This window comes from Leptospira andrefontaineae, from assembly GCF_004770105.1.
GTDB lineage: Bacteria > Spirochaetota > Leptospiria > Leptospirales > Leptospiraceae > Leptospira_B > Leptospira_B andrefontaineae.
Map to the genome: position 1 here is coordinate 1 of NZ_RQEY01000028.1, position 26,693 is coordinate 26,693.

Sequence of the window (26,693 nt, forward strand, 5' to 3'; positions counted from 1 at the left end):
GGCCTTATTTTCCAATGATCAATTCTCTGGGGATTTTAACGGAGATGGGACTTCTGACTTTTTATTATTCGATCGTTCTTCCGGAGAATGGACTTTAGGGGAAACAATCAACCAAACCATCAATTTTAAGATCTGGTCTAAGGCTCCTCAATTCAAAACAATTACTCGCTGGCTTCAGGGAGATTTCAACGGTGATGGATCAACCGACATAGGGTTTTTCTCTGAGACAGACGGAAGATTCTGGATCGGCGAAACAACGTCTAACGGATTCCGTTATAAAATTTATAGCGATATGAGCTATGGTCCAAACCAAGAGAGAGTGATGAAAACTCCTCTACCTTTGGATGAAGTAAAACCGATTAAAGGATTTGGAGTATTCTCCACTTCTTCGGATACTAAAACTGTTCTTTTAGATTACCAGTATGATGGGAACTCCAACCCAGGAAAAGGAGAGATCGCATATCCAGGATGTTTTACTACAAACGATTGTAGTGCTTCTTCTGAATTACTTTTGTTTGATAGAAAAACAGGAGTATTCGATTTCAAGAAGGGTTCTACCTTTACTGAAGCGGTTCTTACAGGTTTCAATCCGGAGACTAATGGGATCGTAACCATAAATAATGGAAAAGCAGATCGTTATACTGTAAACACTCGAGATGAAGTTTTATTCTTCGGAGATTTTGGAACAACGAGTAAATTTTTCGTAGTCACCCAAGATACCGGAAACGCTTTTAAAAGAACGGACCTCGCAAATATTGCAGACTCACAAGTTGTTTCTTTTGATATCAACTCAAGCGCATATGCGATAGATAACTTTGATTCTACTTCTTCTAAATCTGCCTTGGTCCTGAATGATCAGACAAGCACAAGCTCTCAAAGATTTTTACTCACAGGACCAAGTGGAACAAAATATTTAACAACTTCTGGCGATGTGCTCGATTCATTCTTACAAAACTTATTCCAAGTAGGAAGTGAAACAAATCGTAATAATCGGAACATGTTCAGTATCTTTTCCGGAGACTTTACTGGTGCTGGAAAAGCGCAGATCCTCTTAGTAGATCGTAGAACCGGAACTCATAAATGGTATTTGGGGACCATAGGAACTTCTTCCATTACTTTTAAATTATTGTTACCGACTGGGGCAGCTGTGAGCCTTCCTGTTACGACTACTGTTTATGACAGAACGAGCCAAGCTGGGATCCAATATGCATTGTATCCGGAAGTAGCTGGGAATTCTATCGTATACGAAGATCCTACGGATACAGCCTCCATCGTATTTTCAAAAATTAGAATTACTGCAACTACTATTGCAAGAACCGTATATAATCCTGGCCTTGTAGGATTTTCTAGCCAGTATGATCATAGAGGAAATCCGATTGTAGTCTCCGATGGAGAGAATAAAATTTACGATCTTTCTCAGAGTAAAATTGTATCTGCTGCTTCTCCTGTGTTTGCTTTATCTATCGACCGTCCTGATCTTATGACCAAGGTGTATCCATTCCAGTGGATCCAAGGAGATTATAATGGGGATGGACTTACAGATATTGGGATTATCCATCTCAAAGAACCTACCTGGTATTTTGCAATGTCCACTGGTACTGTTCCGGATGTGATAGAGCAGGTGAAGAACGGGATCGGTGGGACTTATACTTTAGAATATGAAAATTCTACCAAGTTTGATAATAACGGTGGAGATAATATCCCGGATCTTTCTATTAACTACAGGGTCTGTACTAAGATTACCTTAGATGACGGGCTCGGGAATACAATCCCGAAGAATTATAGTTACAAAAACGGGGTGTCTTTTTCCGCATTCATCAACGGCAAAAAAGAAACGGATGCATTCGGATTTACAGAATTCACTTTAACTGATGCGACAGGGTCCCGCACTGTTCATTCTTATTTTAGCCAACCTTATTCCAATTTTATGCATAACCGTGCACTTGCCGGAGCCGAAAAGGAAAAACATATTATAGGTTCTGATAATAAGGACTATGGATCTAATAAGAACACATACGAGATCCAACAGATAGAAACTGTTACAGGAAAAATCAGCTATCTTGCTCGTTTGAATAAAACCCAGAATTTCATCAATGGAACTGCAACCACTACTTCCGAAGGTTCCGTTATTTTTAATGGATATAATCTAACCAAAAAGATAGATACAACCACGGATCATTATGCGGATTCCGCTCACCCTTCTCAGAGTTTTACTACAGTTACTGATTTTGAAACGGATTCTACGAGCAATCAGACGAGACCAAAGAAAACAGTCTCCTTATCCGGTTCTTCTCATGAAATCACAAGCAATCTTACTTACGATTCCCAAGGCAATCTGACTCGAAATGCTGTAACCTATACTGGTAGCGGACTTCCTTCTGTTCCTGCAAACATTACAGAATATGAATACGATACTTACGGGAATAAAACTGAAGAAAAAAATGTAAGTGCAAATCCAAACCGTGGGACCTCCTACATTTACGACGACCAACTTCATCAATTCGTAAAAGAACAAACAAGTTATGGCGGGTCTCTTCAACTTAAAACCAGATATACTACAAATTACGCAAAGGCATTTGGCTCCCAAGATGATTCTACAGATCCGAATGGGAACAAGGCATATTTTGTATATGATGATTTTGGAAGATTAGTTGAGTCCAGTGCAGACACTGATTCTGGGACCAAGGTTCTTACAGTGTATGAATATGGATCTAGTTTTCCTTTCAGTGCAAAGACCACATTTCCTACAGGTGGTGCAGATCCAAGTTTTGCACTTCGTTCCTACAAAGACGGAATGGGGAGAATTGTCCATACTGTCAAAACAGGATCCAATGGACAATATATAAGATCTGGAAAGATTACTTATAATGGGAATGGACAATCAGTTCGATCTGGACAACCGGATTGGGCGGATGCAGGCGAGATAGACACCTTTGTTCTGCATGCTCAAGAAAGAAACCCAAGCTATATGGAATACGATGCCATCGGAAGAGCGAAAAAAACAATCCAACCGATTGCAGCAGGTGAAACACAAGCAACTACTATTACAGTTACTTATAACGATCCTTTCGAAACTTTAGAAACCCATAGTGACGGTACAAGTAAGAGAACTGTAAAAGATGGTAGAGGCCAAACTTTATATATTGAAGATTTTAGCCCAGATGGAGCGCAGGCAAAAATTGGTTTTTGTTTCGATCTTGCAGAAAAGATGATCAAAAAATCAGACCTGAATGACGGAGGAGCTTTATCCTGCGATACGAGCGGGATTACAGTAAAAGATACCTCCGGAAAAAACCAAGCCTATTGGCTATACGATGCTTTCGGAAGACTCAAGAAAAATAGCGATCCGGATTTCGGGGTAAGTTCTTCTTCATACAATGCATTCGGGGATGTTATTCAAACAACAGATGCTCGGGGTATTACTACAAGCTTTACCTATGATTCTTTGGGAAGGATGGCTACCAAGGACACTCCGGACGGCACCATTTATTACGATTATGACTCAGGAACTGGTTCAGAAAATGCTCTCGGAAAATTGGTCAAGGTAGAAGATTCAGTCCAGGCAAAAACATTCAGCTACGATAAACTTGGTCGTGCGAAAAAAGAAACCAGGGAGATCAAGAACCTAACTATTGAATTAGCAAATGGTCCTTATATTACCGAATACAAATATGATCTACTAGGTCGTGTAACCTCCATAGATTACCCGGAACATCCCGTTAACCATACTCGAATGAAGGCTTGCTATAATTACGGAACTGCAGGTTATATCACTGGAATTTCAGTCCAAGTAAATACAAACGGTATTATTCCAGGATTTTGCAGCAAAACCATCGTAGAAAATATCACTTACAACGAATTCGGGCAAACAGCTGGATTCGGACTCGGAAATGGAGTCCAAACAAATTACACTTACGATGTAAAGCAAAGATTAGTTCGAATCAACTCAGTTGGGGATGTAGACGGGACCACGAAAACTCTCCAAGATGCAGTATATGCATTCAATAGTAGAAACAATATCACTGGGATCACTAACACTTCTTCTGAATATACAACCGCTTATAATTACAGCTATGACGGCCTAGACAGACTTATCGCCGCAGACGGGCAATACCAAGAATCTGCGGATAATTACACCAAAACGTTCCGCCAAAGTTTTGCATACGCGAAGAATGGAAACCTTCTCGCAAAACGTAATCATAATTTTAACGATAACACTCTCATAGATGAATGGAATTACCAATATTCTAACCACCAAGTCACTCATATAGATTCTACCCAAAGTGGTAATAACCGTTTGGTCATGAACTACGATTCCGCAGGGAATATGACCTACCAGAGAGACAATTTCAAAGACCTTACAAAAACAATTACTGTTGATTCTCAAAATAGAATTACCAAGGTCCAAGATGCCCTTAGCACGACTATCGGTAGCTACTGGTATGACGAAGGTGGATTCAGGGTTCGTAAGAAAGCTTTTCTTCCAAGTGGAGCTTCTTTCAAAAACCAGGAGATCCTATATCCAAGCAAGTTTTATGGACTCGAATATTCTGAAGAAACGAATATTCTAAGTTCTATTAATAACGTTTATCTGAATGGAGTGCGGATCGCCGCTTTGAATGAAGATGGAGTCGCTGCTTATTTTTTAACAGACCAAGTAGATTCGGTTTCTCACATTTTAGATGAAGCCGGTCACACTCTGAGTCACGTACAGTATGAGCCCTACGGGGAAACTCTTGTTCAACGGGGAACGCTGGATTTTGCTCCAAAGTATAACTCCCAGGAATTAGACAGAGAGACTAATTTTTATTTTTATAATGCAAGGTATTACGACCCCCAGATTGCAAGATTTGCAAGTGCAGATACAAAGATCGATGGAGAACGCAATACTCAGGGATGGAACCGTTTTTCATACGTAGCAGGAAATCCAATTAATTACAAAGATCCCACTGGACATTGGAGTTGGAAAGGTGCCTGGGGTTCATTTAAAAGTGCAGCACAATCATTTGCTAGTAAAATATTTGGATCGAAAAGCACTTCTAAAACAACTTCGTTTGGAAAAGTCGGTGGAAATAAAAATCTCGGTGCAACAAAATCTAGTGGAGGAAGGAAAGGTTTTTGGAATTTGCGACGGAATGTCTTTTACGGAAAGTCTGGACTATCTACTATTCATGTTAATGGTAGTAAACTTAAAAGTGCTCCTAGTTTTGAGACACCTTTTTCATTACCTAATACTACTCCAAATATAGATCATGTATATAAACAACCGGAGGTAATGGGCCTTGAAGGCTATAAACTAATGGATTTAATGTATAAAGTAAAAGTAAAACCGACACCACCGCCACTTGAACCTACTATTTATTTTCAAGGATCTGGTGCATATTCCCCTCTTGGTTTTGGCGGTAACGTTTCTGGAGTCTTAGCATGTCAATTCGTATGGCCTGTGAAATGTTCGGTCGGCTTATCTGCTGGTGCTGCATTTGGTGTTGATGAAGGAGGTTCAGGATCTATCGGTTTTGGTGTTACAAGGGATCCAAACGATGTAATAGAAGCTATTGACATAACCGTAATGTATGGAGTTGGTCCTCAAGTTAAAATCAATCCTAATGGTAGTTTCCTATTGGGCGTTGCTGTTGGAGCGAGAGAAGGCGTTGGAATAACTGCAACTCCTTTTTCATTCACGGGAACTGTTCAAACCTACGGAAAATGGGAAGCGAAAGCTGCGTATCCGAATGGAAATTCAGACTCGAAAAATCTGTTCGATAAATGAATGAGGGGATATTTCTTGACTATTACTGTTCAGGAAATTGGATATTAGTATGGTAGCGTTTCATCTTGTATTTTGGCTTGGTGTGATTATTATTTTTGCTCAATACATTCTTAAAATTATAGACATAAGAAAAAAATATTACGAATTTAAAATATACTCGGGGTTTACCAAGGAGAACAGCCACATGGTATATCTTCCAATTTCTGAGTATATTTTATTTTTGAAGTATTTAAAGAAAAATAAAATGGAAATTCCCAGGTGGCTTAGATGGTTTTTTTTCTATTGGATAGGAGGCATCTTACTCTTAATGGCCTATGCCGTTTTAATGGGTCTAATATATCGATTAATGGTAAACTGATTTTTACTTAAACCCTCCTCAACGTAATAATAACAAAAATCTATTTAAAGAAGAGTAAATTAGATCAGCCTCATATTGGCATAGCCTTTCAACTATTTAATTCAATTAATGTCTTTGCATCAAATAATCAAAGCAGCTGTTATACCTATAATATTTCCTTTTTTTGGTTCTGCGGATTCCCCTGGGCCAAGACCTTGGCTTGGCCCAGGGGAAACTTCTCCCTACCCTTTCTCTCCATTACAAATCGAAGTCAAACCTGCTCCCTTGCGAATCACCGCCTCTTCCCCCCTCCCCAAACTAACCAACCCGTAACTACTTCGTAATAAATATGTAACTCAAATCACGTAAAAATGTCTCATTACTTCTTATGGAGCTTTCGAAAGCTATGCATAATCGATATACTAATCTCTCTCTACGCCAATGGATCGCCATTGCACTTGTAGGAGGATTCGTTCTAACTGCAACTTTACCTACTTTTTCTCAAGATGCTGCGCCTACAGACGCAAATAAAACCGAACAAACAACTGCACCTGCAGAACAACCTGCACCGGCTCCTGCTGAAAAAAGCGGAACTTGGGGATTTGTAGACCTGTTCAACAAGGGCGGATGGACAATGTATCCATTGGCTCTTTCTTCTATTATTGCTCTTGCGATCATTTTCGAAAGAATTTACTTTCTTACTACTTCCAAACTTCTTCCTAAAGGTTTTAATATCGATTTAGGGGAGAAGGTTGATGAGAAAGGTTTTGATGGAGCTAAAGAATTCATCGATGCAAACCCTTCTTATAAAATTTCCGATATTTTGAAAAACGGTATCGATGTATCTGCGGGTAATGCTGAAATTTTCGCAAAAGGTATCGAAAGAGAAGCTGCCGAAGTGATCGTAGTTCTTGAAAGAGGACTTGTGATCTTAGCTGCTGTTTCGACTATCGCTCCTTTGATCGGGTTCTTAGGAACAGTTTCCGGTATGATCAACGCATTCGATGCGATCGCAAATGCAGACCAAGTTAACGCGAAAGTAGTAGCGGGCGGTATTAAAGAAGCTCTTATCACTACTGCAGCCGGTTTGATCATCGCTATTCCTGCAATGACTTTCCACCAATACCTGACTTCCAGAATCGACGGATTCACTTCCGAAGTGGAAGAAGCTGCAAACAGAATTTACAAAGAATTCCTGAAACGTAACGCAAGAGCTTAATCTTAGTTCTTTCATTTATTAGGAATTCGGAATATGATTCAGCTTAAGAAAAAAAGAGGTTTGGAAGAAATTTCGGCCTCTTCTATGTCGGATATCGCGTTTCTTCTTCTCGTATTTTTTATGGTGACAGCGGTGTTTTTCGTGAAGGAGGGTTTGAATATCCAACTTCCCCGAAAAAACTCCAACCCCACCCTAGTTTTAAGAGAGAATATTTACGAGATATTGGTGGCAGGCGAAACGATCAAGATGAGGAACAAAGTCCTCGGCACTCGTGATTACAAGGATCTTGCGGAATTCAGAAAAGATCTGAACGATCTAGAAATCCCGAATCTCGATGAAAAAGTTGCTCTGATCAAAACGACCGGCGAAACGAAGTACGGAAATATGCTGGATGCTCTTTCTGCAGTGCAGTTAAGAGGATTCAAACAAGTCTCCGTAAAAAGATTAAAATAAGATATGGCACTTAAAAAGAAAAAAGCTCCACCTTCTATTCCGGTCAGCTCAATGGCCGATATCGCCTTTCTTCTTTTGGTATTCTTTATGGTGACTTCGGTCCTTGATACGGATCCGGATCTTCCCATCGCTCTTCCGGATGTTCCCGGCGGAGAGCAGCTTAATAAGAAAATCGCGAATTTATATTTAAGCGCCGATAACGAGAAGTCCATTTACTTCAACCAAGTAAAGATGCCTTTGAATGAAGCGATCAATAATGTTCGTGCCAAACTTGCAACCACTCCTGATCTGAAAGTATTGATCCATGCTGATAAAGAACTGAGTTATGCTGACCTGGACAATGTGTTCGAACTCTTAAAAGAAGCCGGTGCGTTAAAAGTTTCTCTGGTAACTAAAACTACCCAAGGAGGAGGCCTGAAATGAACCAAGTAGTTTCCTCTCCTTCTTCTTCTAAAAAACGTTCGGGGCTTCGCAGGTTTGTTGATCGTTACAGAATGGAAACCTTCTTAGGTTCTTCTGCCGTTCTTCAGATCGCAGCACTTCTTTTCTGGTACACTCCTCCAAACACTTACGATCATCTGGACAAGTTGATCGATGAGGTCGCTTTCGTGGAGAATCTTGTGATCCAGGATCCAAACGTAGGAGAAGCTCCCGACGACGGAGAATTCGAGGTTACTGATACTCTTAAGAAAAAGGAGGACTCCAGGATCGCAGGTGCTCAGGATGCAATCGTTTCCGGTGCTACTGCTCCAGTGGATCTTTCTCCAAACCTTCAACCTGAATATACAAAAGACGCTCAGTCTGCAGGTGTGGGAGGAACTCTTACCTTAGAAGTAATCATCGCTGACTCCGGAGAAGTTTTAAGAGTACGTAATATTGGTAAAACTTTAGGATACGGATTAGAAGAATCTGCAATCCAGGCATTTTACAAAAAACGTTACTCACCTTCTATGCTAGAAGGAAAAGCGATCACCGTAAAAGTTTACGTTCCAGTTCGTTTCTCTCTCTATTGATATAATCTTCTTCTTTCATATGGAAGAAGAAGATGTTCTACTCTCCCACCTAACACCCGCCTATTAGATATCTTTTATATATTTATCCCAGAACGATCGTTCGAATTATAATTTTATGATTTGCTTTTTATTCCCGGCCGGAAGTAATTACGGCCCTTGGGAGATACTAAGTGATGGAATCGAACTCAAATCAAGCCAAACATGCATGGAGGATACTGATCCTTCTATTCTTGGCAAACCTTCTCAACTTCTTTGATAGAACGATCCCTGCAATCATCATTGAACCTATTCGACATGAATGGGATTTAAGCGATCTCCAATTAGGTATTGTAGGTTCTGCATTCACAGTCATCTACGCCATAGCAGGCCTACCATTAGGAAGACTCGCGGATTCTTGGAGTCGCAAAAAGATCATAGGCTGGGGACTCGCAATATGGAGCGCATTCACCGCTTTGAATGGATATGCTTGGAACTATTTATCTTTTGTTTCGGTTCGTATGGGCGTTGGGATAGGAGAAGCAAGTTACGCACCTGCTGCTAACTCTCTTATTGGAGATCTTTTTCCTTCTCACAAAAGAGCAAGAGCAGTCGGTATTTTTATGTTAGGACTTCCTTTAGGGTTAGTACTCGCATTCTTTACTGTTGGTGCAATGGTAAAAGCTTTCGGAACCTGGAGAGCTCCATTCTTCATTGCGGCTTTGCCTGGGATACTTCTTTCCATATTCTTCTTTTTTATCAGAGAACCGGAAAGAGGAGCTGCAGAATCTATCCAAGTATCTAATGCCGCGCCTTCACAACCTATTAAAAAAGTATTAAGAATTCCTACTATGTGGTGGATCATTCTGTCCGGCCTTACATTCAATTTTGCAGCTTATGCAGTGAATAGTTTCCTAGTTTCTTTATTACAAAGATATTACCATTTCACTTTGGTAAAAGCGGCGATCACAACTGGATTTATAGTAGGGATCACAGGTCTAATCGGGCTAACGGTCGGTGGTTGGATCGCAGATAAGATCCACCAAAAATCCGAAAGAGGCCGTCTTCTTTTCGGAGCATTCAATTTGTTTGTGTCCGGGATCTTGATCCTTCTCGCATTAATGCAGTCGGAAGAAATGGTTTTATTCTTCTCCCTTCTACTTGGACTTGGATGGTTACTTTCTTATAATTATTATACCTGCGTTTATCCTGCTATCCAAGACGTGATCGAACCTAGACTCAGAGCTACAGCGATGGCAATCTACTTTGCAGCCATGTATCTATTAGGTGGTGCGACCGGTCCTGCTGTTGTGGGTTGGTTTTCGGACTACTTAACCAAATCTGCAATGCTCCGTTCAGGTACTTCTGAAATGACCGAACAATTCAAAGCGATTGGCCTTCATGATTCCCTTTATCTGATCCCTGTAACTGTGCTATTGACTTCCTTATTTGTATTCTTGGCTTCCCGAAGTTTTGCCAAGGATGCATCCGCGATGAAGCATAGTTTAGAAGGAAAAGTATAAAAACTAATCATATGATTAGATAATTTAGTCTTATTTCTGTAACTTAAATGATACCAGTTCTGCATAAAACTAGGCCGGAGGAGGCTTGTAACGAAATCATCGTCATACTGTAATCATTTTGTAACGTAAAAAGGCCATTCTGTTACCTAAACGTAAAACAGAATTCGCTCGGTGAAAATCCGGGAAGCGAATCGAAAAGGTAACTCTGAATGAAGCAGAAATCTAAAAATAGAAAGAACTTAGACGGGATTAAATCTAGTTTTCTAATTCTTGGACTAGTAGTCTGTTCTAGGGGGATTTTTTCCCAAGGGACTTCACCTGCAGGGGAACTTGCGCAAGCTAGTGAGCCTCCTAAAGTGGAAAAACCTAAACAAGAAGAATTCACTATTTATGAAGATCAGGACGGACAGTTATATACTAAGCCTGGTCCAGGTCGTTTTAAGAGTAAGATGGATAAAGCCATCAACAAGAGCGAGCCTAAGTTCAATCCTTATCCAAACCATTTCACTAGTAGACCGGATGAACTCCAAAAAGAAAGACTTACCATCACAGGTAGGATTCAATTTAGAGGTATCTCCGCTCAGACCGGATCCAATTATAATAACGGTAATGAAGATTTTAATTCTGTGGATTGGAACTTCAGACGTCTTCGCTTAGGATTACAATACCAAGGTAATTCTTGGTGGGGAATGATGATCAACCTAAGGGGAGAAAATATGTTAAATGCCCCTTACATCACCCAAAACAAGAATACTACCGGAGAAGTGACGAATGTTTCCTTGAGAGAAGGGAGAGGTTATATCCAAGAAGCATTCCTTTTTGTGAATATTCCAATCTTAGGAGCAAGATTGAGTTTCGGTCAATTACCAACTCAATTCCATAGAGAATATCTGATGTCTTCTGCGAACTTCATCGCATTAGAACGTTCTTATATGACAAACGCTTATCCTCAGTTCGATATGGGTGTAAACCTGAGACTTTCTCCTTTGAAAGATTTTTTCGAAGGAAAATATGAAAAATATCTTACCATCGACCTAATGGCAGGCAACGGACACGGGGGCGGCGGTGACTATGGAACAGGTAGACGTCAGGATCTTACCGTTGCAGGTAGACCGAACCAACCTATTTTGAATTCTCCTTTATATTTTGCGAGAGTTCAATGGAACGTTTTAGGCGGTCTAGTTAAGGAAAACGGTAGCAATGTAGGTTGGCAAGAAGGAGAAGAGATCTTCCAAAAAGATCTTAAAATTTCCTTGGGTGCCGCTACAATGCAAACTAAGAACGTAAGCTTTAGTTCCGGTCCTGCCTCCACTCTTGCTGTGGATGGCGCGATCCCAAGAGGAGCTCCTACTCAATATCTTCTTACCACACAAACAACTGCAGATAATAGCACAGGCGATTGCACCGTTCCAAGTTATCAAACCAGTTATTGCCAGAAAAATCTGGACTTAAGAGGTTATACTTACGACGGGACCATGACCTGGAATGGTATTTATCTAAGTGGAGCTTATACTACTTATACTGGAGCTGCTTCCAATAATCTTTCCGGATGGCAGGCGACCGTAGGATATAATATCCAGGTATTCGATAAATATTATATTATGCCTGTTTTCAGATATGATTTCCTAAAGGGAGATTTCAATCGTAACGGTAAGATAGAAGATAACGATCTGAAAAAATACTACTGGGTTGGTCTGAATCTTTTCGGAGACAAACACTTATTCAAGGCGCAATTATTCTATCAAATCCCTGTTCTTAAACTGGGAATAGATCCTGTAACCAGAGAACCTGAAACGATCAATAACCAAACAGTCTATTTCCAACTTCAGGCAACTTTCTGGACAGGAACGGTTACACCGGACCAATTGAACAGCAGATTAGATTAAGAAGAGGAGAAACGGTTAATATTATGAAATCTAAACTTAAATTCATACTTCCACTTTTGGGACTTTTAGCAATTTCTTGCTCTTCCGATCAAAAGGACGATGCCGCCCTATTACAAGCATTAGCAGGAACCCCGGACGACGGGAACAATTCTATAGTAGTAGTAGAGGTTGCAGGAAACTTCACTGACTATACGGGGGAATGTTACGATCATTTCACCGTATTAGGAACTTCTAATTCTACGATCTCTCCGACCAATTATTATCTTTATGTAATGTTTGGACATTCTCTGGATACGGAACTTAGAAAGTCCGCACTTTCTAAACAAACTTGTGGCGCTTTGGGATTTTTGGGTTCAGGAATTCCTACAAACGCAAGTCCTGTGAATTTTAAATATTATACCTGTGATCCAAACCTGGGACAGGCTGGGGGACATTGTGGGGATAAGATCAAGGAAGCAGTAGGATTCTAATCATAAAAAGCCTGCTGTATCTTCTTAAAGTCAGGGGCATATTTTCATAGAATGCGCTAAAATGCCAAATCTATGCAATAGAATAGAGTGTATCAGGATTGTAATATTTGAGAAATCCGTTCGTAACGGTTCTTGTTTATGATTCAAAAATATTTCAGGAGAAATATCAAACAGATGAAAAAGATAGGTTTAAGACTTATTGTCTTATTAGCATTCGCTCTTTCTTCATTTTCCGTATCCGGGGAAGAGAAAAAGACAATCACCATAAAAGGATCCGACACGATGGTTATCCTGGTTCAAAAATGGACCGAAACCTTCCCGGATAAATCGGTTCAATTCCAAGTTACGGGAGGAGGATCCGGAACCGGGATCGCTGCTCTAATCAACGGAACCACAGATATTTGTTCCGCTTCTCGCCCTCTCAAACCTCAAGAAATCCAACAATTAAAGGAAAAATATAATTCCAATGGTGTGGAAATCAAGGTTGCAATAGACGGTATTTCTCTTTATGTGAACAAAAAGAATCCAGTCGCAAAACTTTCTCTGGAAGAAATCCGTAAAATTTTCACCGGAAAGATCACCAACTGGAAAGAAGTTGGCGGCGAAGATCATAAGATCGTACTATATAGCCGTGAGAACAACTCCGGAACTTATGAATATTTCAAAGAGCATGCTTTAGAAAAGCAAGACTTTGATCCTTCTGCTCAACACATGGTAGGAACTGCAGCACTAGTTAACGCAATCTCCAAAGACAAATGGGGAATCGGTTACGGTGGAGCAGCTTACGCATCCGGTGTAAAAGATGTTGCAGTTTCAGCTGACGCAAACTCTAAAGCTGAACTTCCAACCGAAGCGAATATTTTGACAAACAAATATCCGATCTCCAGATATCTATATTTTTATTTGAGAGAAGCACCTAAAGACCAAACTAAAAAGTTTATCGATTGGGTAATCGGAAAAGACGGACAAAAAGTTGTGAAGGACGTAGGTTACTTCCCTCTTAAGAAAAAGTAATATTGTGCGATCGGCTCTCAGAAATGGGAGCCGATCTTAAATCCAGAATTCGGAACATTCAATGAGCAAACTCGATCCTCTGCTGAGATATCTTTTACATCCGAGCAGAAGAAAAATAGACGTTTTCGCGGAAACTTTAGTTAAAGGAACCGCTGCAACTTCCATCCTTATCATTCTTCTTATTTTTTTCTTTGTCTTTAGAGAAGCTTCTTCCTTGTTCTTCTCGGATTCTCCGCAAGCCTCCCCTACTATCCAAAGCTCCGGGGCACCAACAGAATACAATCCTGACTCCGGCTCGGATGCTCCTGCTGAGTATAATCCTGACGGAGATACTTTAGAATTGAATAAACCTATAGCTGTCTCTTCTCCTGAACCTGAAAAACTTTCTCTTTTCGAAAATCTTTTCAGTAAGATTTGGCAGCCGGTATCTTCCGTTCCTAAGTTTGGTATTCTACCTTTGATCGTAGGAACTGCAAAAACAACCATCATAGCAATTTTACTCGGAGCTCCATTAGCTATTTTAGCAGCTTTGAATATTACGTTCTTTGTTCCTGCAAGAGTGCGAGAGATCGTGAAGCCAGCAATTGAAATGCTTGCAAACTTCCCTTCCGTTGTGATCGGGTTTTTCTGTTTGATGGATGTTGCCACTCTAGTAAAAGCTACTTTTGATATAGATTTCAGATTGAATGCTTTGACTGGAGGGATCGGTTTAGCGATCGCAGTTACTCCGATCATATTTACGGTCGCTGAAGATGCATTGAGCACTGTGCCTCAATCTTATAGACAAGCGTCTTTAGCATTAGGTGCAACTGAATGGCAAACAGCTTATAGAGTAATGCTTCCTGCCGCGTTACCTGGCGTATTTGCCGCAGTACTTTTAGGGATAGGAAGAGCTTTTGGAGAAACGATGATCGCTCTTATGGCCACAGGTAATGCCCCTATGATGAGTTTCGGTATTTTTGATCCGAGTAGGACCTTTGCCGCCACGATCGGCGCGGAAATGGGAGAAGTTATCTGGGGATCGGAACATTATAATATTCTGTTCTTCCTAGGAGTTCTTCTCTTCCTATTTACTTTTTCCTTGAACGCAATCACAGAGCTGTATGTTAAAAAACGGCTTATGAAAAAGTTCCAAGGCTCCTAAACAAACAAAATTTGGTAAACCCCTTTGAAATGGAAAAAAGTCAGACTTAAAAGAAGAAAAGTCGTAAAAGATAAAATTTATTCCATATTAGCTCTAGGCGCTCCCATGCTTGCTACAGGACTGATCTTATCAGCGGTAATTCTAATGCTTGGGAATATATTCTATAAGGGAATCTCAGGTGTTAACTGGGAATTCCTAACAGAAGCACCAAGGAATAATAACTTAGAAGGTGGGATTTTTCCTGCAATCTATGGAACTGTATATCTAGTTTTTATAATGATCTTATTCAGTATTCCGATTGGTACTGCAACCGGGATCTTCCTTTCCGAATATACCGCAAGAGATTCTAAGTTCGCAATGACTGTTCGATTTGCGATCAATACCTTGGCAGGAGTTCCTTCCATTGTATTCGGACTATTCGGAGTTGGATTTTTCATCCAATTCCTCGGGAAAGGAATGGATTATATTGCAAGTAACACCACACCAATTTGGGGTAAACCGGCTCTGATCTGGGCCGCTGCAACTCTTGCAATCCTCACCCTACCGGTAGTCATTATCTCCGTAGAAGAAACGATGAGAAGTATTCCGAGAGAAATGAGAGAATCAAGTCTCGCGTTAGGTGCAACCAAATGGCAAACCATTTGGAAATTGATCTTACCTAATTCTTTAACTGGTATTTTGACAGGAGCAATTCTTGCGATCGGAAGAGGTGCAGGAGAAGTTGCTCCGATCTTATTCGTAGGAGTTGTATATTCTTTGCCTGAATTACCTTCTCACCTTTCGGATCAATTCATGCAATTAGGTTACCATTTATTCGTATTGGCAACTCAATCGCCTGATGTGGACGCGGCTATGCCGAAACAATATGCGACCACAGTTGTATTATTAACTCTTACCTTCGGGATGAGTTTTTTTGCTACATTCTTAAGATACAGAATCAGGAAGTCCAGGGGCAAGGCCCATGTATAACGTTTTTATTGGAGATGCGAGGAGTTAATCGCAGATGAAAGATACAAAAGTAAAAATAAAATCCCGCCATTTCAATTTTTTCTACGGTGAGAATCAGGCATTGCATGATATCTCTTTAGAGATCCATGCGAAGAAGGTCACTGCGTTCATAGGACCTTCCGGTTGCGGTAAATCCACTTTTTTAAGATCCATCAACCGAATGAATGACGTGATCGATAGCTCTAAAGTGAACGGTAAACTGGAAATAGATGGGATCAATATTTATGATCCTCTAATGAATGTTGTGGAACTCAGAAAAAGAGTCGGAATGGTTTTCCAAAAGTCTTTCCCTTTTCCTAAATCCATCTATGAGAACATCGCTTACGGATTAAAACTGAATGGCGGAGTGTCTAAAGATCAGATGGATCATATCGTTGAAGAAAGTCTTAGGAAGTCCGCACTTTGGAAAGAAGTTAAGGACAGACTGAACGATAGCGCACTCGGACTTTCCGGTGGACAACAACAAAGGTTATGCATCGCAAGAGCAATCGCAATGAATCCCGAAGTGATCTTAATGGATGAGCCTTGTTCCGCCTTGGATCCCATTTCTACGAAAAAGGTGGAGGAGTTCATTTCTGAATTCAAGGATTCTTATACGATAGTGATCGTGACACATAATATGCAACAAGCCGCAAGGGTGAGCGATTATACAGGCTTCTTCTATATGGGTCGTTTGGTGGAATTCGATACTACTAAAAAGATGTTCCATGATCCTTCCAAAAAGGAAACAGAAGATTATATTTCCGGAAAATTCGGTTGATACCGAACCAAATATTTCCTTTAAAAAAGCCTGCAGGATGCAGGCTTTTTTATTCTGCACTGTAACCTAAATTCAAAATCATCGAAGTCTCCCTCAATGAGGCAGACGAAATCAGACTTAATCGATTCACTCGAGATCATTTTTTCGAGATTTGCGGATCTACTATATAGGATCTCAGAAAGAAATTATTCTCGTCCTTTACATTTATTGTCCGGGGCGAGTATAGGCAAACAGATCCGTCATTGTTTAGAATTTGCGGAAGCATTATTAAACGGCTATGATGCTGGGCTTGTTTCCTATGATCAAAGAGAAAGAAATCCTCTCTATGAAAATTCTCCAAAGGCAGCGGCAGATCGTTTTTTAGAGCTAATAAGAGAATTCGAAAGTAAGGATTGGGAAGGAGAAATCCAAGTTTCCTATTTAGTACATTCTTCTTCCGGACTAGAGAACGTAGTAAGTTCTTCTTGGGAAAGAGAATTACTATATGTACAAGAACATACAATCCATCACGAAGCAATTATTAGAGTAGCGCTTGAACATGATCTCGGGTTCGATGATATTCCCGAAAGTTTTGGATTTGCGATTTCCACCCTGCAATACAATACGAATCGACTCATTCTTGCTTGGGACCCGGTCATATAGAATGTTAGAGACTCAGACAGAACAGGATTTGCTCAAACAATCCGATCCAATGGAATTTTGGCCCACTTGGAAATTGTATCTGCCTCTGATCCCTTATATCGCTTTTGAATCCATTCGTTCCATCCGATCCGGATCCATTTCTTCTCTAGGATTCGGAACGATTGCAGCAGCAAATCCAGGCATTCCTCTAGGCGGACTCGTAGGGGAATCCAAATATCAAATCTTACAAAAACTAAACTCTAAGAATATATTAAAATTCTTTTTAGTCCCCAAAGGTTCTAAAGATATAAATTCTATTTTAGAAAAAATGAATACTTTCGGATTAGTATTCCCGATTATACTCAAACCCGATTCAGGGCAAAGAGGACAAGGTGTGAGAAAGATCTTAAGCCCAAAACATTTGGAAGAATGTTTATTGGAATCAAATGTGGACCTACTTATCCAAGAATACCATCCTGGTCCATTCGAAGTTGGGATTTTTTATTATAGATATCCGACTGAGAGCAAAGGTAAAATATTCTCAATCACCAGGAAAGTATTCCCTAAATTAGTCGGGAACGGGATCTCTTCTCTTTCTAAATTAGTGGAGACCCATCCCAGATATAAGATCCAAAAAGATAGATTTCAAAAAAGATTTTCAGAGGCCTGGGACAAGATACCAAAACTAGGAGAAAACATTCTACTTTCCGAGGCAGGGAACCATTGCCAGGGAACACTATTTTTGGACGGTTCAGAATGGATCACTCCAGAATTAGAGAATAAGATCCATGAGATCTCTTCTTCTTTTTCCGGATTTTATTTCGGTAGATACGATATACGATTTTCCTCCCTCAAGGATTTTTTAGAAGGAAAAGATCTCCATATAGTGGAATTAAACGGAGTTACTTCCGAATCTACGAACTTATATGACCCCAGATTTTCATTCAGAGAAAGATATTCCATACTATTCTCCCAATGGAAGATTTTATTTAAGATTTCAAGACAATCCAAAGTGAAGGGTGCGGGCCTTTTTTCCATATTAAAAGAATTGTATAATTTTTATTTCGGGGAAAGAATCGTCTCCGATCTTTCTATATGAAACAAAAATTAGTACAACTGATTTATTTGATCTTTGGAGATCCTAAAAAGAACTCCTTAGAGCATCGATTATTCAATGCAATTTCCCTAGTAAACGGAAGTTTGAATATATTAGGTTCTATCTTCGAAGAACAAACCGAATATTCTCATCGGGTCATCATTCTAAACCTGATCTCCGGTTTTATTCTACTCACTATGTACTATTTTTCCAGATTTAGGAATATTTATTACGTTCTTTTCTGGCCCTTAAATCTAACGATTCTCGTATATTTATCTTCTCTTTGGTTCTTGCATGGTGGTTCGAATGGAGGAAACCATTATTATTTTATCCCTGCGTTAGTAATAGCGACAATTCTATTAAAAAATCATAATATATTTTTCATATATGCGTTTTATGCATTCGTGACAGGCTTCTTATATATATTCGAATATTTTTATCCGAATTTTATAGTCCCTCAAAAAGATAGGGATGCAGAATATATGGATCTGGGAGGAAATTATATCTTCGTCCAGATCCTAACAGGGATACTGATCTTTATACTCAGCAGAAACCTGAATATAGAGAGGAAAAAATCCGACAATCTACTTCGAAATATTCTTCCGGAGTCGATCGCAGACGAATTAAAAATGAACGATACTGTCCAACCAAAACGTTATGATAGTGTTACGGTATTATTCACTGATATGGCAGGGTTTACCCAGATCGCGGAGAAGATGAGTCCGGAAGAATTAGTGAAGGAACTCCACTTCTTCTTTGCTGAATTTGATAAGATCGCTAAAAAATACGGCTTGGAGAAGATCAAGACGATCGGAGATGCCTATATGGCCGTTGCCGGACTTCCTACACCGAATCATACTCATGCAAGAGACGCGGTTTTCTGCGGATTGGAGTTCCAACAATTCATGAAGAAACAAAAGGAAGAGAGACAGAAATTAGGTCTTCCTAGCTGGGAATTACGTTTAGGTATCCATACGGGCAGCGTAGTTGCAGGAGTAATAGGCACGGAAAAATTTGCCTACGATATCTGGGGGGACACAGTCAATACCGCAAGTCGTATGGAAAGTTCCGGACTTGCGGGAGAAGTGAATATTTCCTTAGATACATTCCATTTTGTGAGAGAAGATTTTATCTGCGAGTCCAGGGGGTTGATAAAAGCTAAGAATAAGGGAGAGATTGAAATGTTTTTGGTGAAGGAAGCCAGAGAAGCATAATAGGTTCTTGACCGAAAGATCATAGGAAAGAATTTGAACCAGTCAGATTTTCTTTCCCATGAATTTTAATAGTTTTGGATTTTTCATATTCCTATTAATTACCTTTACCCTTTACTATCTCCCTTTCCTAAAAAGATTCCAACTTCTGACAGTAGTTGCCGCGAGTTTTTATTTTTACGCATATACCGATCCTTGGTTACTCATCTTACTTTTGTTCTCTATCTTCTGGAACGCAAGTATCGTATATCTGATCCAAACCCCGGATTTTAGATCTAAAAAAGCAGTCTTGGCTTTAGGTGTGGTCCTGAACTTAAGCGTATTATTCTTCTTTAAATATAGCGGACTATTCGCCAAAACTTTCTTGGGCAATTCGGGATCCTCGGAACTACATTGGATTTTCCTAATACCTCTTCCGATCGGTATTTCTTTTTACACCTTTCATGGGATCAGTATGGTGGTGGATTTTTACAGGATAGGCACTGAAATTTTCAAGGAGAAGGTCCCCTACCCTAAACTTGTCCTACAATCTTCCCTCTATATTAATTTTTTTCCTCAGTTGGTAGCAGGCCCTATCGTTAAGGCAAAGGAATTTTTCCCTCAAATCAAAACGAAAGATTTCAAAGACATTCCCTGGATTGCAGCTGCGAAAATATTAATACTTGGGTATTTTCTAAAAACTGTGATCGCAGATAACTTAAATGATCTTACATTCGTTATCGATTTTCCTTATAATGCACATCATTCGACTCTTACTTTAATATTGCTGATTTTCGGTTATTCCGCTCAGATCTTTTCAGACTTTGCTGGATATTCTTTGATAGCGATCGGAACTGCATTCTTATTCGGCTATAGACTTCCAACCAATTTCAATTTTCCTTATATATCTTCTAACTTTTCCGAATTTTGGAGAAGATGGCATATCTCCCTTTCAACTTGGCTTAGGGATTATTTGTATATTCCTTTGGGTGGAAATAGAAAAGGAAATTTCAGGACATATATAAATCTATTTTTGGTCATGGCATTAGGCGGTCTTTGGCATGGAGCAGAATGGAGATATATGGTTTGGGGAATCGGCCATGGACTTCTGTTATTAATTGAAAGATTCCTAGATCAAAATCTTCCATTTAAACTTCCTGAGAATCGTTTTTTCTCCTTCATAAAAGCAGGATTTGTATTCTTATGTGTTTCTCTTCTATGGTTATTATTCCGTTTACCTGATTTCGAAACTGCAGTTAAGTATCTTAAATTATTAGGTACAAATTTAAGTTTGGGGACAGATTGGGAACTTTGCACTTTCTTAATATTCTTCTCTATTCCCGTGTTCTTTTATCATGTTTACGGATGGTATAAGGAGAAGTATCCGGAAGAAACAGTGGAGAAGGTTTCGAATATCGGTTATGCATTCTTACTATTTATGATCGTTCTGAACAAGGGGCCTTCTGCCGCATTTATCTATTTTCAGTTTTAATTATGAAATTTTTTTGCCGAGTCATTATTTTCTTTCTGATCTTCTTAGGACTGTATTCCGGTTTTGTATATTTTCTTTCTCCTCAAAAAATACCAAAACAAAGTTGGTGGCAACATAATAGAGTCAGAGTAGAAAGTTTCTTAACAGAAGGAAAAAATTCCAAATACGTAATTGCTGGATCTTCCATGTCGGATAGAATGTTACCGAAGGCCAACTCAGGATGGTTTAATCTTTCGCTAGTGGGCGAAGGCGCATTAACTGGATTATCTATATTAAAAAATTCGGATACTTCTCCCAAATTCGTTTTGATAGAAGTTAATCAGCTCTCCGTAAAAGAAAACGTAAAATTCTCCGGAGAGAATACCGATCCCTTTTTTGTTTTTACTAGAAGGAATTTCCCAGTCCTAAGATCCGAAAAACAACCTTTAAATTATGCGGTAGGATTTGTGATCCAATTTACGGATCGGTTCTTTACTACGGAAGCGAAACCGGCACCAAAGGAAGAAAAAGAAGTTCTTGAAATTTCCAAAAGACTAAAACAAGAACATCTACAAGAAGTAAAACGTTGGTATGGCGCCGCAGTAGAACAGAAAAAATTAAATGATAGGATGGTCTATCTTTCTTCTGTTCTTAAAGAATTGGAAGCCAAAGGAGTCAGGCCGATATTTTTCGAAATGCCAATGCATCCCGAAATTCTGATCTCCGCTAAGGAAACCAGGACCAGAGAAACTGTTCAGAAAAATTTTCCTCCTTCTCATTACCTTTGGTTTATAGATAATAAAGATATCTACGAAGACAGCGATGCTCTGCACCTGGCTTATCCGGAAGCCGATCGATTCTTATCTAAACTGAAAGAATATGCGGAATCCTTACAGTAAGGAGTTCCTACCACCCAGAATTTAAGTCCGGATATGTATTCTAAGCTCCGAGTTATATTAAACATTTTATTCAATATAACGGATTTTTCTGGTATCCAAGAAGACAGGCTCCATAGATCCTTGGACTAGTCAAACTCCGACTAAAGGTGAACAATGAATCGAAAGCTATTTATCATAGTACTCTGCCTTCTTCCTTTCTTTATAAACTGCGGAAAGAAAGAGGCCCCCAATCTTCCGGGTGATAGAAAGAATCTGAAGATCGGGATTTGCCCTGGTCCTTACGGTGATCTTTTGAAGAAAGGAGTGTTTCCGGATCTAGAGAAGAAGGGATACAAGATAGAGATCGTTCAGTTCAGCGATTATATCCAACCGAATCTAGCTTTGGCTTCCGGCGATATAGATGCGAATTTGTTCCAACATCTTCCGTATCTGAAAAAGTTTACAGCGGATAAAAATCTAAAGTTAAGTGCCATTATCAATATTCCCACAGCTCCTATGTCTGTGTTTGCAGGAAAGACTAAAAATCCTAAGGATATAAAAGATAAGGCTTCGATAGCTCTTCCAAACGATCCGACCAACTTGCTAAGAGCTTTAAAACTTTTCCAAGAATTAGGTTTTATTAAAGTAAATCCGGAAGCACTTCCTACTAAGGCTTCATTAAACGATATCACTGAAAACAAAAAACAGATCCAATTCTTACCTTTAGAAGCGGCTCAACTTCCTAGATCTTTAGAAAGTACTGACTTTTCTGCGATCAATGGAAATTTCGCACTCGCTTCCGGTTTGGATCTGACAAAAGCAGTGATCTTGGAAAAGCTGGCAGAAGAACATAAAAATATCATTGTAGTTCGTGAAGAAGAAAAAGACAGCGTTTTTGCCAAAGACATAGTCGAGGCAGTGAAGTCTGAAAACTTCGAAACAGTTATAGACCAAGACTTTAAAGGATTCCAAAAGCCGGAATGGTTCGGGAAACGGAAGTAAAAGAAAACTCACAAACAATATTAGAATTTCGGAACGTTTTTAAAACGTTCCCGAGATCTATACATCCTTCTATCGAGGATATCTCCCTAAAGATAGATAAGGGGGAAATTTTCGGGATTATAGGGACCACAGGAGCCGGAAAGAGCACCTTACTTAGATTCGCAAATTTATTGGAAACACCTGATTCAGGACAGGTATTTTTCCAATCTTCAGATATCTCCCATTTAAAGGGAGAAGAACTCAGACATCATAGATCTAAGGTGGGAATGGTATTCCAACAATCTCATCTTGTCTTAAACCGAAAAGTTTTCGATAATATCGCACTCCCCTTAAAAGCCGCAGGATGGAAAAAAGAAAAGATCCGCGCGAGAGTAATCGAACTTCTCTCCTTGATAGGACTCGAAGATAAAATAGATTCCTATCCGAACCAACTCAGTGGCGGACAAAAACAAAGGGTCGGAATCGCAAGAGCAATCGCCAACCATCCAACTCTACTATTATGCGATGAACCTACTTCCGCATTGGATCCGGAAACCACTCGTTCTATTTTAGGACTTTTAAGAGATATTCACAAAAAATTTTCGATCACAATTCTGATTGTTACCCATGAAATGAATGTGGTTCGAGAGATCTGTAACTCTGTTGCAGTATTAGAAAAAGGTAAACTGATCGAAACCGGATCTGTTTATTCTTTATTTGCCGACCCTTCTCAAGAAATTACTAAAAAGCTTACTGGACATGCCTTCACTAACTCAATTCCAGAAGAGACCTTGGCAAGAACGGAAGGCAGAATATTAAGAGTAGTGCTAAAAAACGAGATCGCTACGGAGCCAGTGCTCGGAAAAGTGATCCGTGCCACGAACCATGTCCCGAATATCATTCACAGTAAAATTGAATATATTTCGGGAAAACCAATCGGAGTTTTTTATCTGGAAACAGACCCGTCCGATAATAGCACGGACACGGTTAGAGCTGCATTCGTAAGATACGGAGCCACTGTGGAGGAAATATTCAGATGAATTTTTCCAAATGGATAGAATTATACCCGGAACTAGTCAATGCATTTGGACAAACATTCTTAATGCTTGGAATCTCCTTATCCTCTGCTTTGGTATTCGGAATTCCTTTGGGATTTCTAATTTATCTCACTGACAAAAAACTATTTATACCGAACAAATTCTTTCATGCAGTGCTTGGAGTATTGGCAAACTTGATCCGATCCATTCCATTCGTGATCTTACTCGTCGCACTTATCCCTCTCACTCAGTCCTTAGTAGGAACTACTATCGGCCCACTTGCTGCATCTGTCCCTCTTTCCGTTGCGGCAATCCCGTTTTTAGCCAGATTAGTTGAAACTTCTCTTAGAGAAATTCCAGAAGGAGTTTTAGAGGCAGCAGTTTCTACAGGAGCAAAACTCAATTTGATTATCAGGGAAGTCTTGATACCGGAAGCTTTGCCTGGGATTTATTCAGCGATCACTGTTACCACAATTAGCCTACTAGGATACTCGGCGATGGCCGGAATTGTAGGTGGTGGAGGGATTGGAGATCTTGCAATCCGATTCGGATATTATAGATACGAAGACGATATTATGTTTGCGACAGTTTTTATTCTGATCGCTTTAGTCCAAACATTCCAATGGATCGGAGACAAAACCCGCAAAAACAGTGACAAAAGAGTCTCTCATTAATTCTTATTAGGAAGATATTTCAGACTATTCATGGTAAAAAGAATCCGCAAGTAAACCTGCGGATCAAATGCTGTGGTAATGAAAGCGGGACCTTCATAGTCCTTAAGGAAACAATCCGGCCCCGACCATTGCATATTCAAAAATTTTAATTATCAAATGCGCCCAAGGAAACCCATTCGTTTCCTTCTTTTTTATATCTTAAAACTCCTTTTAACGGAATGATCTGTCCACTTTTCGCATCATACCAGCGAGAAGAAGATAAGTTTGCAAGCAATGAAAAATGTAACAACTTTTCCGTTCCGGATTTGTTTGCAGAATTTTGCATTACCCAACCAACGTATTCTCTATGATATCTTCCTTCTTGGGCATGATGAACGTAATTACGAACATCTTCCTTTAGTTTTACGTTTGCGGAGAAGGGAACGTACAACAAATCCTTACTTCCTGAGGAAAAGGATTCTTTTACGGAGATACCTTTTTCAGCATGTATGTCTTCTACAGTTCCGAATAAAGAAAGCCCTTTTTCCAGATCTGTTTTACATCTAGAATCGCTGATCTCGGAGCCACAGGAAAAGAATAAAATCGAAAGAATCCCTATAAACAAACTATATCGGATCATATTCATTTCCTCTAATGTTTTCCCGGGGCGAGAACGGAGTTTCTTCTCTCATACATGATATAAGCTTCTAATGCAATCATCTTAGGATCGTCATAAGCTAAAGGTTTTCCTTGCAGAGGATTTTGGATACACCAGTTGATCATTTCTCTCAATGTGGAAACCTTACCGATCTGTTTCTGGAATTTAGGATAAGTTTCCGGATGTGTATTCGTTGCATTCGGATGACACATAGCACATTGGACCGTATTTCCGCCCAATTCGGGTCCATGAAAAAGTTTCTCACCTCGAGCCACAGTTTCCATAAATGCAGCATTCCATTTGTCTTCATTTGATTTGTCCCAGTCATCTGCGAAGAGCAAGGAAACTGTCCCGAAAATGAAAAAGAAAACGGAAGCGAAGACCCCTAATAAAATTCTGGATCTATATCTATCTTTGAAAGTAAGCCGATCGTCCATAAGTTTCTCCTAATAATGTGTTTGAGGAAGAATTCTAGTTTCAGGCTTTTGATAAGTTGAATCTACCGGATGTCCTGCGGATTCGTCGTATTTTACGATCCGATCCTTATTCTCCCAAAGTTTATAATGCATTTCCTCTCTTGCATTATCCATATTTACGAATGCCCAACCTGTTCCGTCCCTCTCGTGGAATGGATCCTGACGGTTCATGAATACAGTCATCTTAGGAATATAATGTGGCGACTGAGTGTAACTTTCAGGATAAGGCCATGGCCATGCGGTAGACATCAATGCATAGAAACTTATATTCTTGATCTGATTATATAAGACCTGATGTACATGTCCGTGGAAGACTGTTACATTATCAAATTTACTTAAGACGGATTGGATCTGCTCCGCATCGTCCGTCCAGAAATTCCAAGGTTTATAAATTTTATATAATGGAGAATGAGAAAGAACTACTAAAGGAGTTCCACTTTTAATATCCTCCAAGTCCTTTTTCAACCAAGCTATCTGATCGTCACCCACCATAAATGGAGAACCGTTTGGATTATCCAGGCGTGCCATTTCGTTCATTCTTTCTTCAGGAGTTTTCCAACGTTTGATCCAATTGTCATATGTAAGAATACTATTCAAAACAACGAAATGAACCCCCTTATGATCGAAGGAATAATTGAGCTTACTGATCTTATCCTGCCAATAATTTCCCATATCCAAATAATAATCATGTTCACCGATCACAAACTTGACTGGCACTTTTAGTTTGGATAGAAGTTCCATACCATGATCCAGTTCTTCTCTTTTTCCTAACTGAGCAAGGTCTCCTCCGAATACAACAAAGTCAGGCCTTGGGAACATTAAGTTCACCGTTTCGATCGCCTTATTTAGGCCATTATCAAAGTTCCGAACAAAATTAGTTCCTTTAATATGCGTTAGGTGAGGATCCGATATGAACGCAAATGTAAATTTTTCATGAGTGCCCTTTCCTCTTCCTCCGCAGGCGATCTCCACCAAACTCATTGGAACAATACTCGCGGCGAGTAGACCTCCCGTTCTGCGCAAAAAATCTTTCCTGCTCAGTTTTCCCTCTTCCATAAC

Annotated in this window: 23 protein-coding genes; 20 read left to right on the forward strand and 3 right to left on the reverse strand. The window is 39.7% G+C overall.

The features are described 5' to 3' along the window. The 20 genes from EHO65_RS20085 to EHO65_RS19705 form a co-directional block, all read left to right on the forward strand. On the forward strand, positions 1 to 5,770 hold a 5,770-nt coding region (locus tag EHO65_RS20085; RefSeq protein ID WP_244243597.1), incomplete at its 5' end, for an RHS repeat domain-containing protein. 743 nt (positions 5,771 to 6,513) lie between these two features. Next, positions 6,514 to 7,326: a MotA/TolQ/ExbB proton channel family protein gene (locus EHO65_RS19615; protein ID WP_108926858.1), complete on the forward strand. Its 813-nt coding sequence runs from the start codon at positions 6,514 to 6,516 to the stop codon at positions 7,324 to 7,326. Positions 7,327 to 7,359: 33 nt separating this feature from the next. After that, entirely contained in the window at positions 7,360 to 7,779 is a 420-nt protein-coding gene (locus EHO65_RS19620) for an ExbD/TolR family protein (protein ID WP_100707940.1), read from the forward strand. Between the two features lie 3 nt (positions 7,780 to 7,782). Next, the gene (locus EHO65_RS19625; RefSeq protein WP_086446850.1) at positions 7,783 to 8,202 is read left to right on the forward strand and encodes an ExbD/TolR family protein; all 420 of its coding nucleotides are present in this window, start codon (positions 7,783 to 7,785) and stop codon (positions 8,200 to 8,202) included. Beyond that, a complete protein-coding gene (locus EHO65_RS19630; RefSeq protein ID WP_135776230.1) occupies positions 8,199 to 8,792 on the forward strand; it encodes an energy transducer TonB in 594 nt (197 codons plus the stop codon). The genes EHO65_RS19625 and EHO65_RS19630 overlap by 4 nt, the downstream gene beginning before the upstream one ends. A 173-nt stretch (positions 8,793 to 8,965) precedes the next feature. Further along, entirely contained in the window at positions 8,966 to 10,291 is a 1,326-nt protein-coding gene (locus EHO65_RS19635) for a spinster family MFS transporter (protein WP_135776231.1), read from the forward strand. A gap of 209 nt (positions 10,292 to 10,500) precedes the next feature. Then, positions 10,501 to 12,177 (forward strand): hypothetical protein, encoded by a 1,677-nt coding sequence (locus EHO65_RS19640; protein ID WP_135776232.1) that lies wholly within the window; start codon positions 10,501 to 10,503, stop codon positions 12,175 to 12,177. 23 nt (positions 12,178 to 12,200) lie between these two features. Next, positions 12,201 to 12,647, forward strand: coding sequence for an LA_3150 family lipoprotein (locus EHO65_RS19645; RefSeq protein ID WP_135776233.1), 447 nt, complete (start codon positions 12,201 to 12,203; stop codon positions 12,645 to 12,647). Between the two features lie 174 nt (positions 12,648 to 12,821). Beyond that, positions 12,822 to 13,661: a phosphate ABC transporter substrate-binding protein gene (locus tag EHO65_RS19650; protein WP_100707983.1), complete on the forward strand. Its 840-nt coding sequence runs from the start codon at positions 12,822 to 12,824 to the stop codon at positions 13,659 to 13,661. Between the two features lie 61 nt (positions 13,662 to 13,722). Next, a complete protein-coding gene (gene pstC / locus EHO65_RS19655) occupies positions 13,723 to 14,805 on the forward strand; it encodes a phosphate ABC transporter permease subunit PstC (RefSeq protein WP_135776234.1) in 1,083 nt (360 codons plus the stop codon). 24 nt (positions 14,806 to 14,829) lie between these two features. Further along, entirely contained in the window at positions 14,830 to 15,774 is a 945-nt protein-coding gene (gene pstA, locus EHO65_RS19660; protein WP_135776235.1) for a phosphate ABC transporter permease PstA, read from the forward strand. Positions 15,775 to 15,808: 34 nt separating this feature from the next. Next, positions 15,809 to 16,573, forward strand: a complete 765-nt coding sequence (gene pstB / locus EHO65_RS19665; RefSeq protein WP_100707948.1) for a phosphate ABC transporter ATP-binding protein PstB — start codon at positions 15,809 to 15,811, stop codon at positions 16,571 to 16,573. Positions 16,574 to 16,669: 96 nt separating this feature from the next. Further along, positions 16,670 to 17,215, forward strand: a complete 546-nt coding sequence (locus EHO65_RS19670; RefSeq protein ID WP_135776236.1) for a hypothetical protein — start codon at positions 16,670 to 16,672, stop codon at positions 17,213 to 17,215. A 1-nt stretch (position 17,216) separates the two neighbouring features. Then, on the forward strand, positions 17,217 to 18,293 hold the full coding sequence (locus tag EHO65_RS19675; protein ID WP_135776237.1) for an ATP-grasp domain-containing protein: 1,077 nt from the start codon (positions 17,217 to 17,219) through the stop codon (positions 18,291 to 18,293). Beyond that, positions 18,290 to 19,504: an adenylate/guanylate cyclase domain-containing protein gene (locus tag EHO65_RS19680; protein WP_135776238.1), complete on the forward strand. Its 1,215-nt coding sequence runs from the start codon at positions 18,290 to 18,292 to the stop codon at positions 19,502 to 19,504. The genes EHO65_RS19675 and EHO65_RS19680 overlap by 4 nt, the downstream gene beginning before the upstream one ends. A 58-nt stretch (positions 19,505 to 19,562) precedes the next feature. Continuing rightward, positions 19,563 to 20,972: an MBOAT family O-acyltransferase gene (locus tag EHO65_RS19685; protein ID WP_135776239.1), complete on the forward strand. Its 1,410-nt coding sequence runs from the start codon at positions 19,563 to 19,565 to the stop codon at positions 20,970 to 20,972. A gap of 2 nt (positions 20,973 to 20,974) precedes the next feature. Continuing rightward, positions 20,975 to 21,850, forward strand: coding sequence for a hypothetical protein (locus EHO65_RS19690; RefSeq protein WP_135776240.1), 876 nt, complete (start codon positions 20,975 to 20,977; stop codon positions 21,848 to 21,850). A 153-nt stretch (positions 21,851 to 22,003) separates the two neighbouring features. Beyond that, positions 22,004 to 22,831: a MetQ/NlpA family ABC transporter substrate-binding protein gene (locus EHO65_RS19695; protein ID WP_135776241.1), complete on the forward strand. Its 828-nt coding sequence runs from the start codon at positions 22,004 to 22,006 to the stop codon at positions 22,829 to 22,831. Then, entirely contained in the window at positions 22,810 to 23,850 is a 1,041-nt protein-coding gene (locus EHO65_RS19700; RefSeq protein WP_135776242.1) for a methionine ABC transporter ATP-binding protein, read from the forward strand. Before EHO65_RS19695 ends, EHO65_RS19700 begins: the two co-directional genes overlap by 22 nt. Continuing rightward, complete coding sequence (locus EHO65_RS19705) at positions 23,847 to 24,521, forward strand: methionine ABC transporter permease (protein ID WP_135776243.1); 675 nt, start codon at positions 23,847 to 23,849, stop codon at positions 24,519 to 24,521. The genes EHO65_RS19700 and EHO65_RS19705 overlap by 4 nt, the downstream gene beginning before the upstream one ends. Before the next feature lie 145 nt (positions 24,522 to 24,666). On the opposite strand, the gene EHO65_RS19710 is transcribed toward EHO65_RS19705, so the two are convergent. From EHO65_RS19710 to EHO65_RS19720, 3 genes are read right to left on the reverse strand one after another with little or no spacing between them, the layout of a single operon-like run. Next, on the reverse strand, positions 24,667 to 25,140 hold the full coding sequence (locus tag EHO65_RS19710; protein WP_135776244.1) for a hypothetical protein: 474 nt from the start codon (positions 25,138 to 25,140) through the stop codon (positions 24,667 to 24,669). An 11-nt stretch (positions 25,141 to 25,151) separates the two neighbouring features. After that, positions 25,152 to 25,595, reverse strand: coding sequence for a c-type cytochrome (locus EHO65_RS19715; protein ID WP_135776245.1), 444 nt, complete (start codon positions 25,593 to 25,595; stop codon positions 25,152 to 25,154). Positions 25,596 to 25,604: 9 nt separating this feature from the next. Further along, positions 25,605 to 26,690 (reverse strand): metallophosphoesterase family protein, encoded by a 1,086-nt coding sequence (locus EHO65_RS19720; protein ID WP_135776246.1) that lies wholly within the window; start codon positions 26,688 to 26,690, stop codon positions 25,605 to 25,607. Positions 26,691 to 26,693 lie beyond the last annotated feature (3 nt).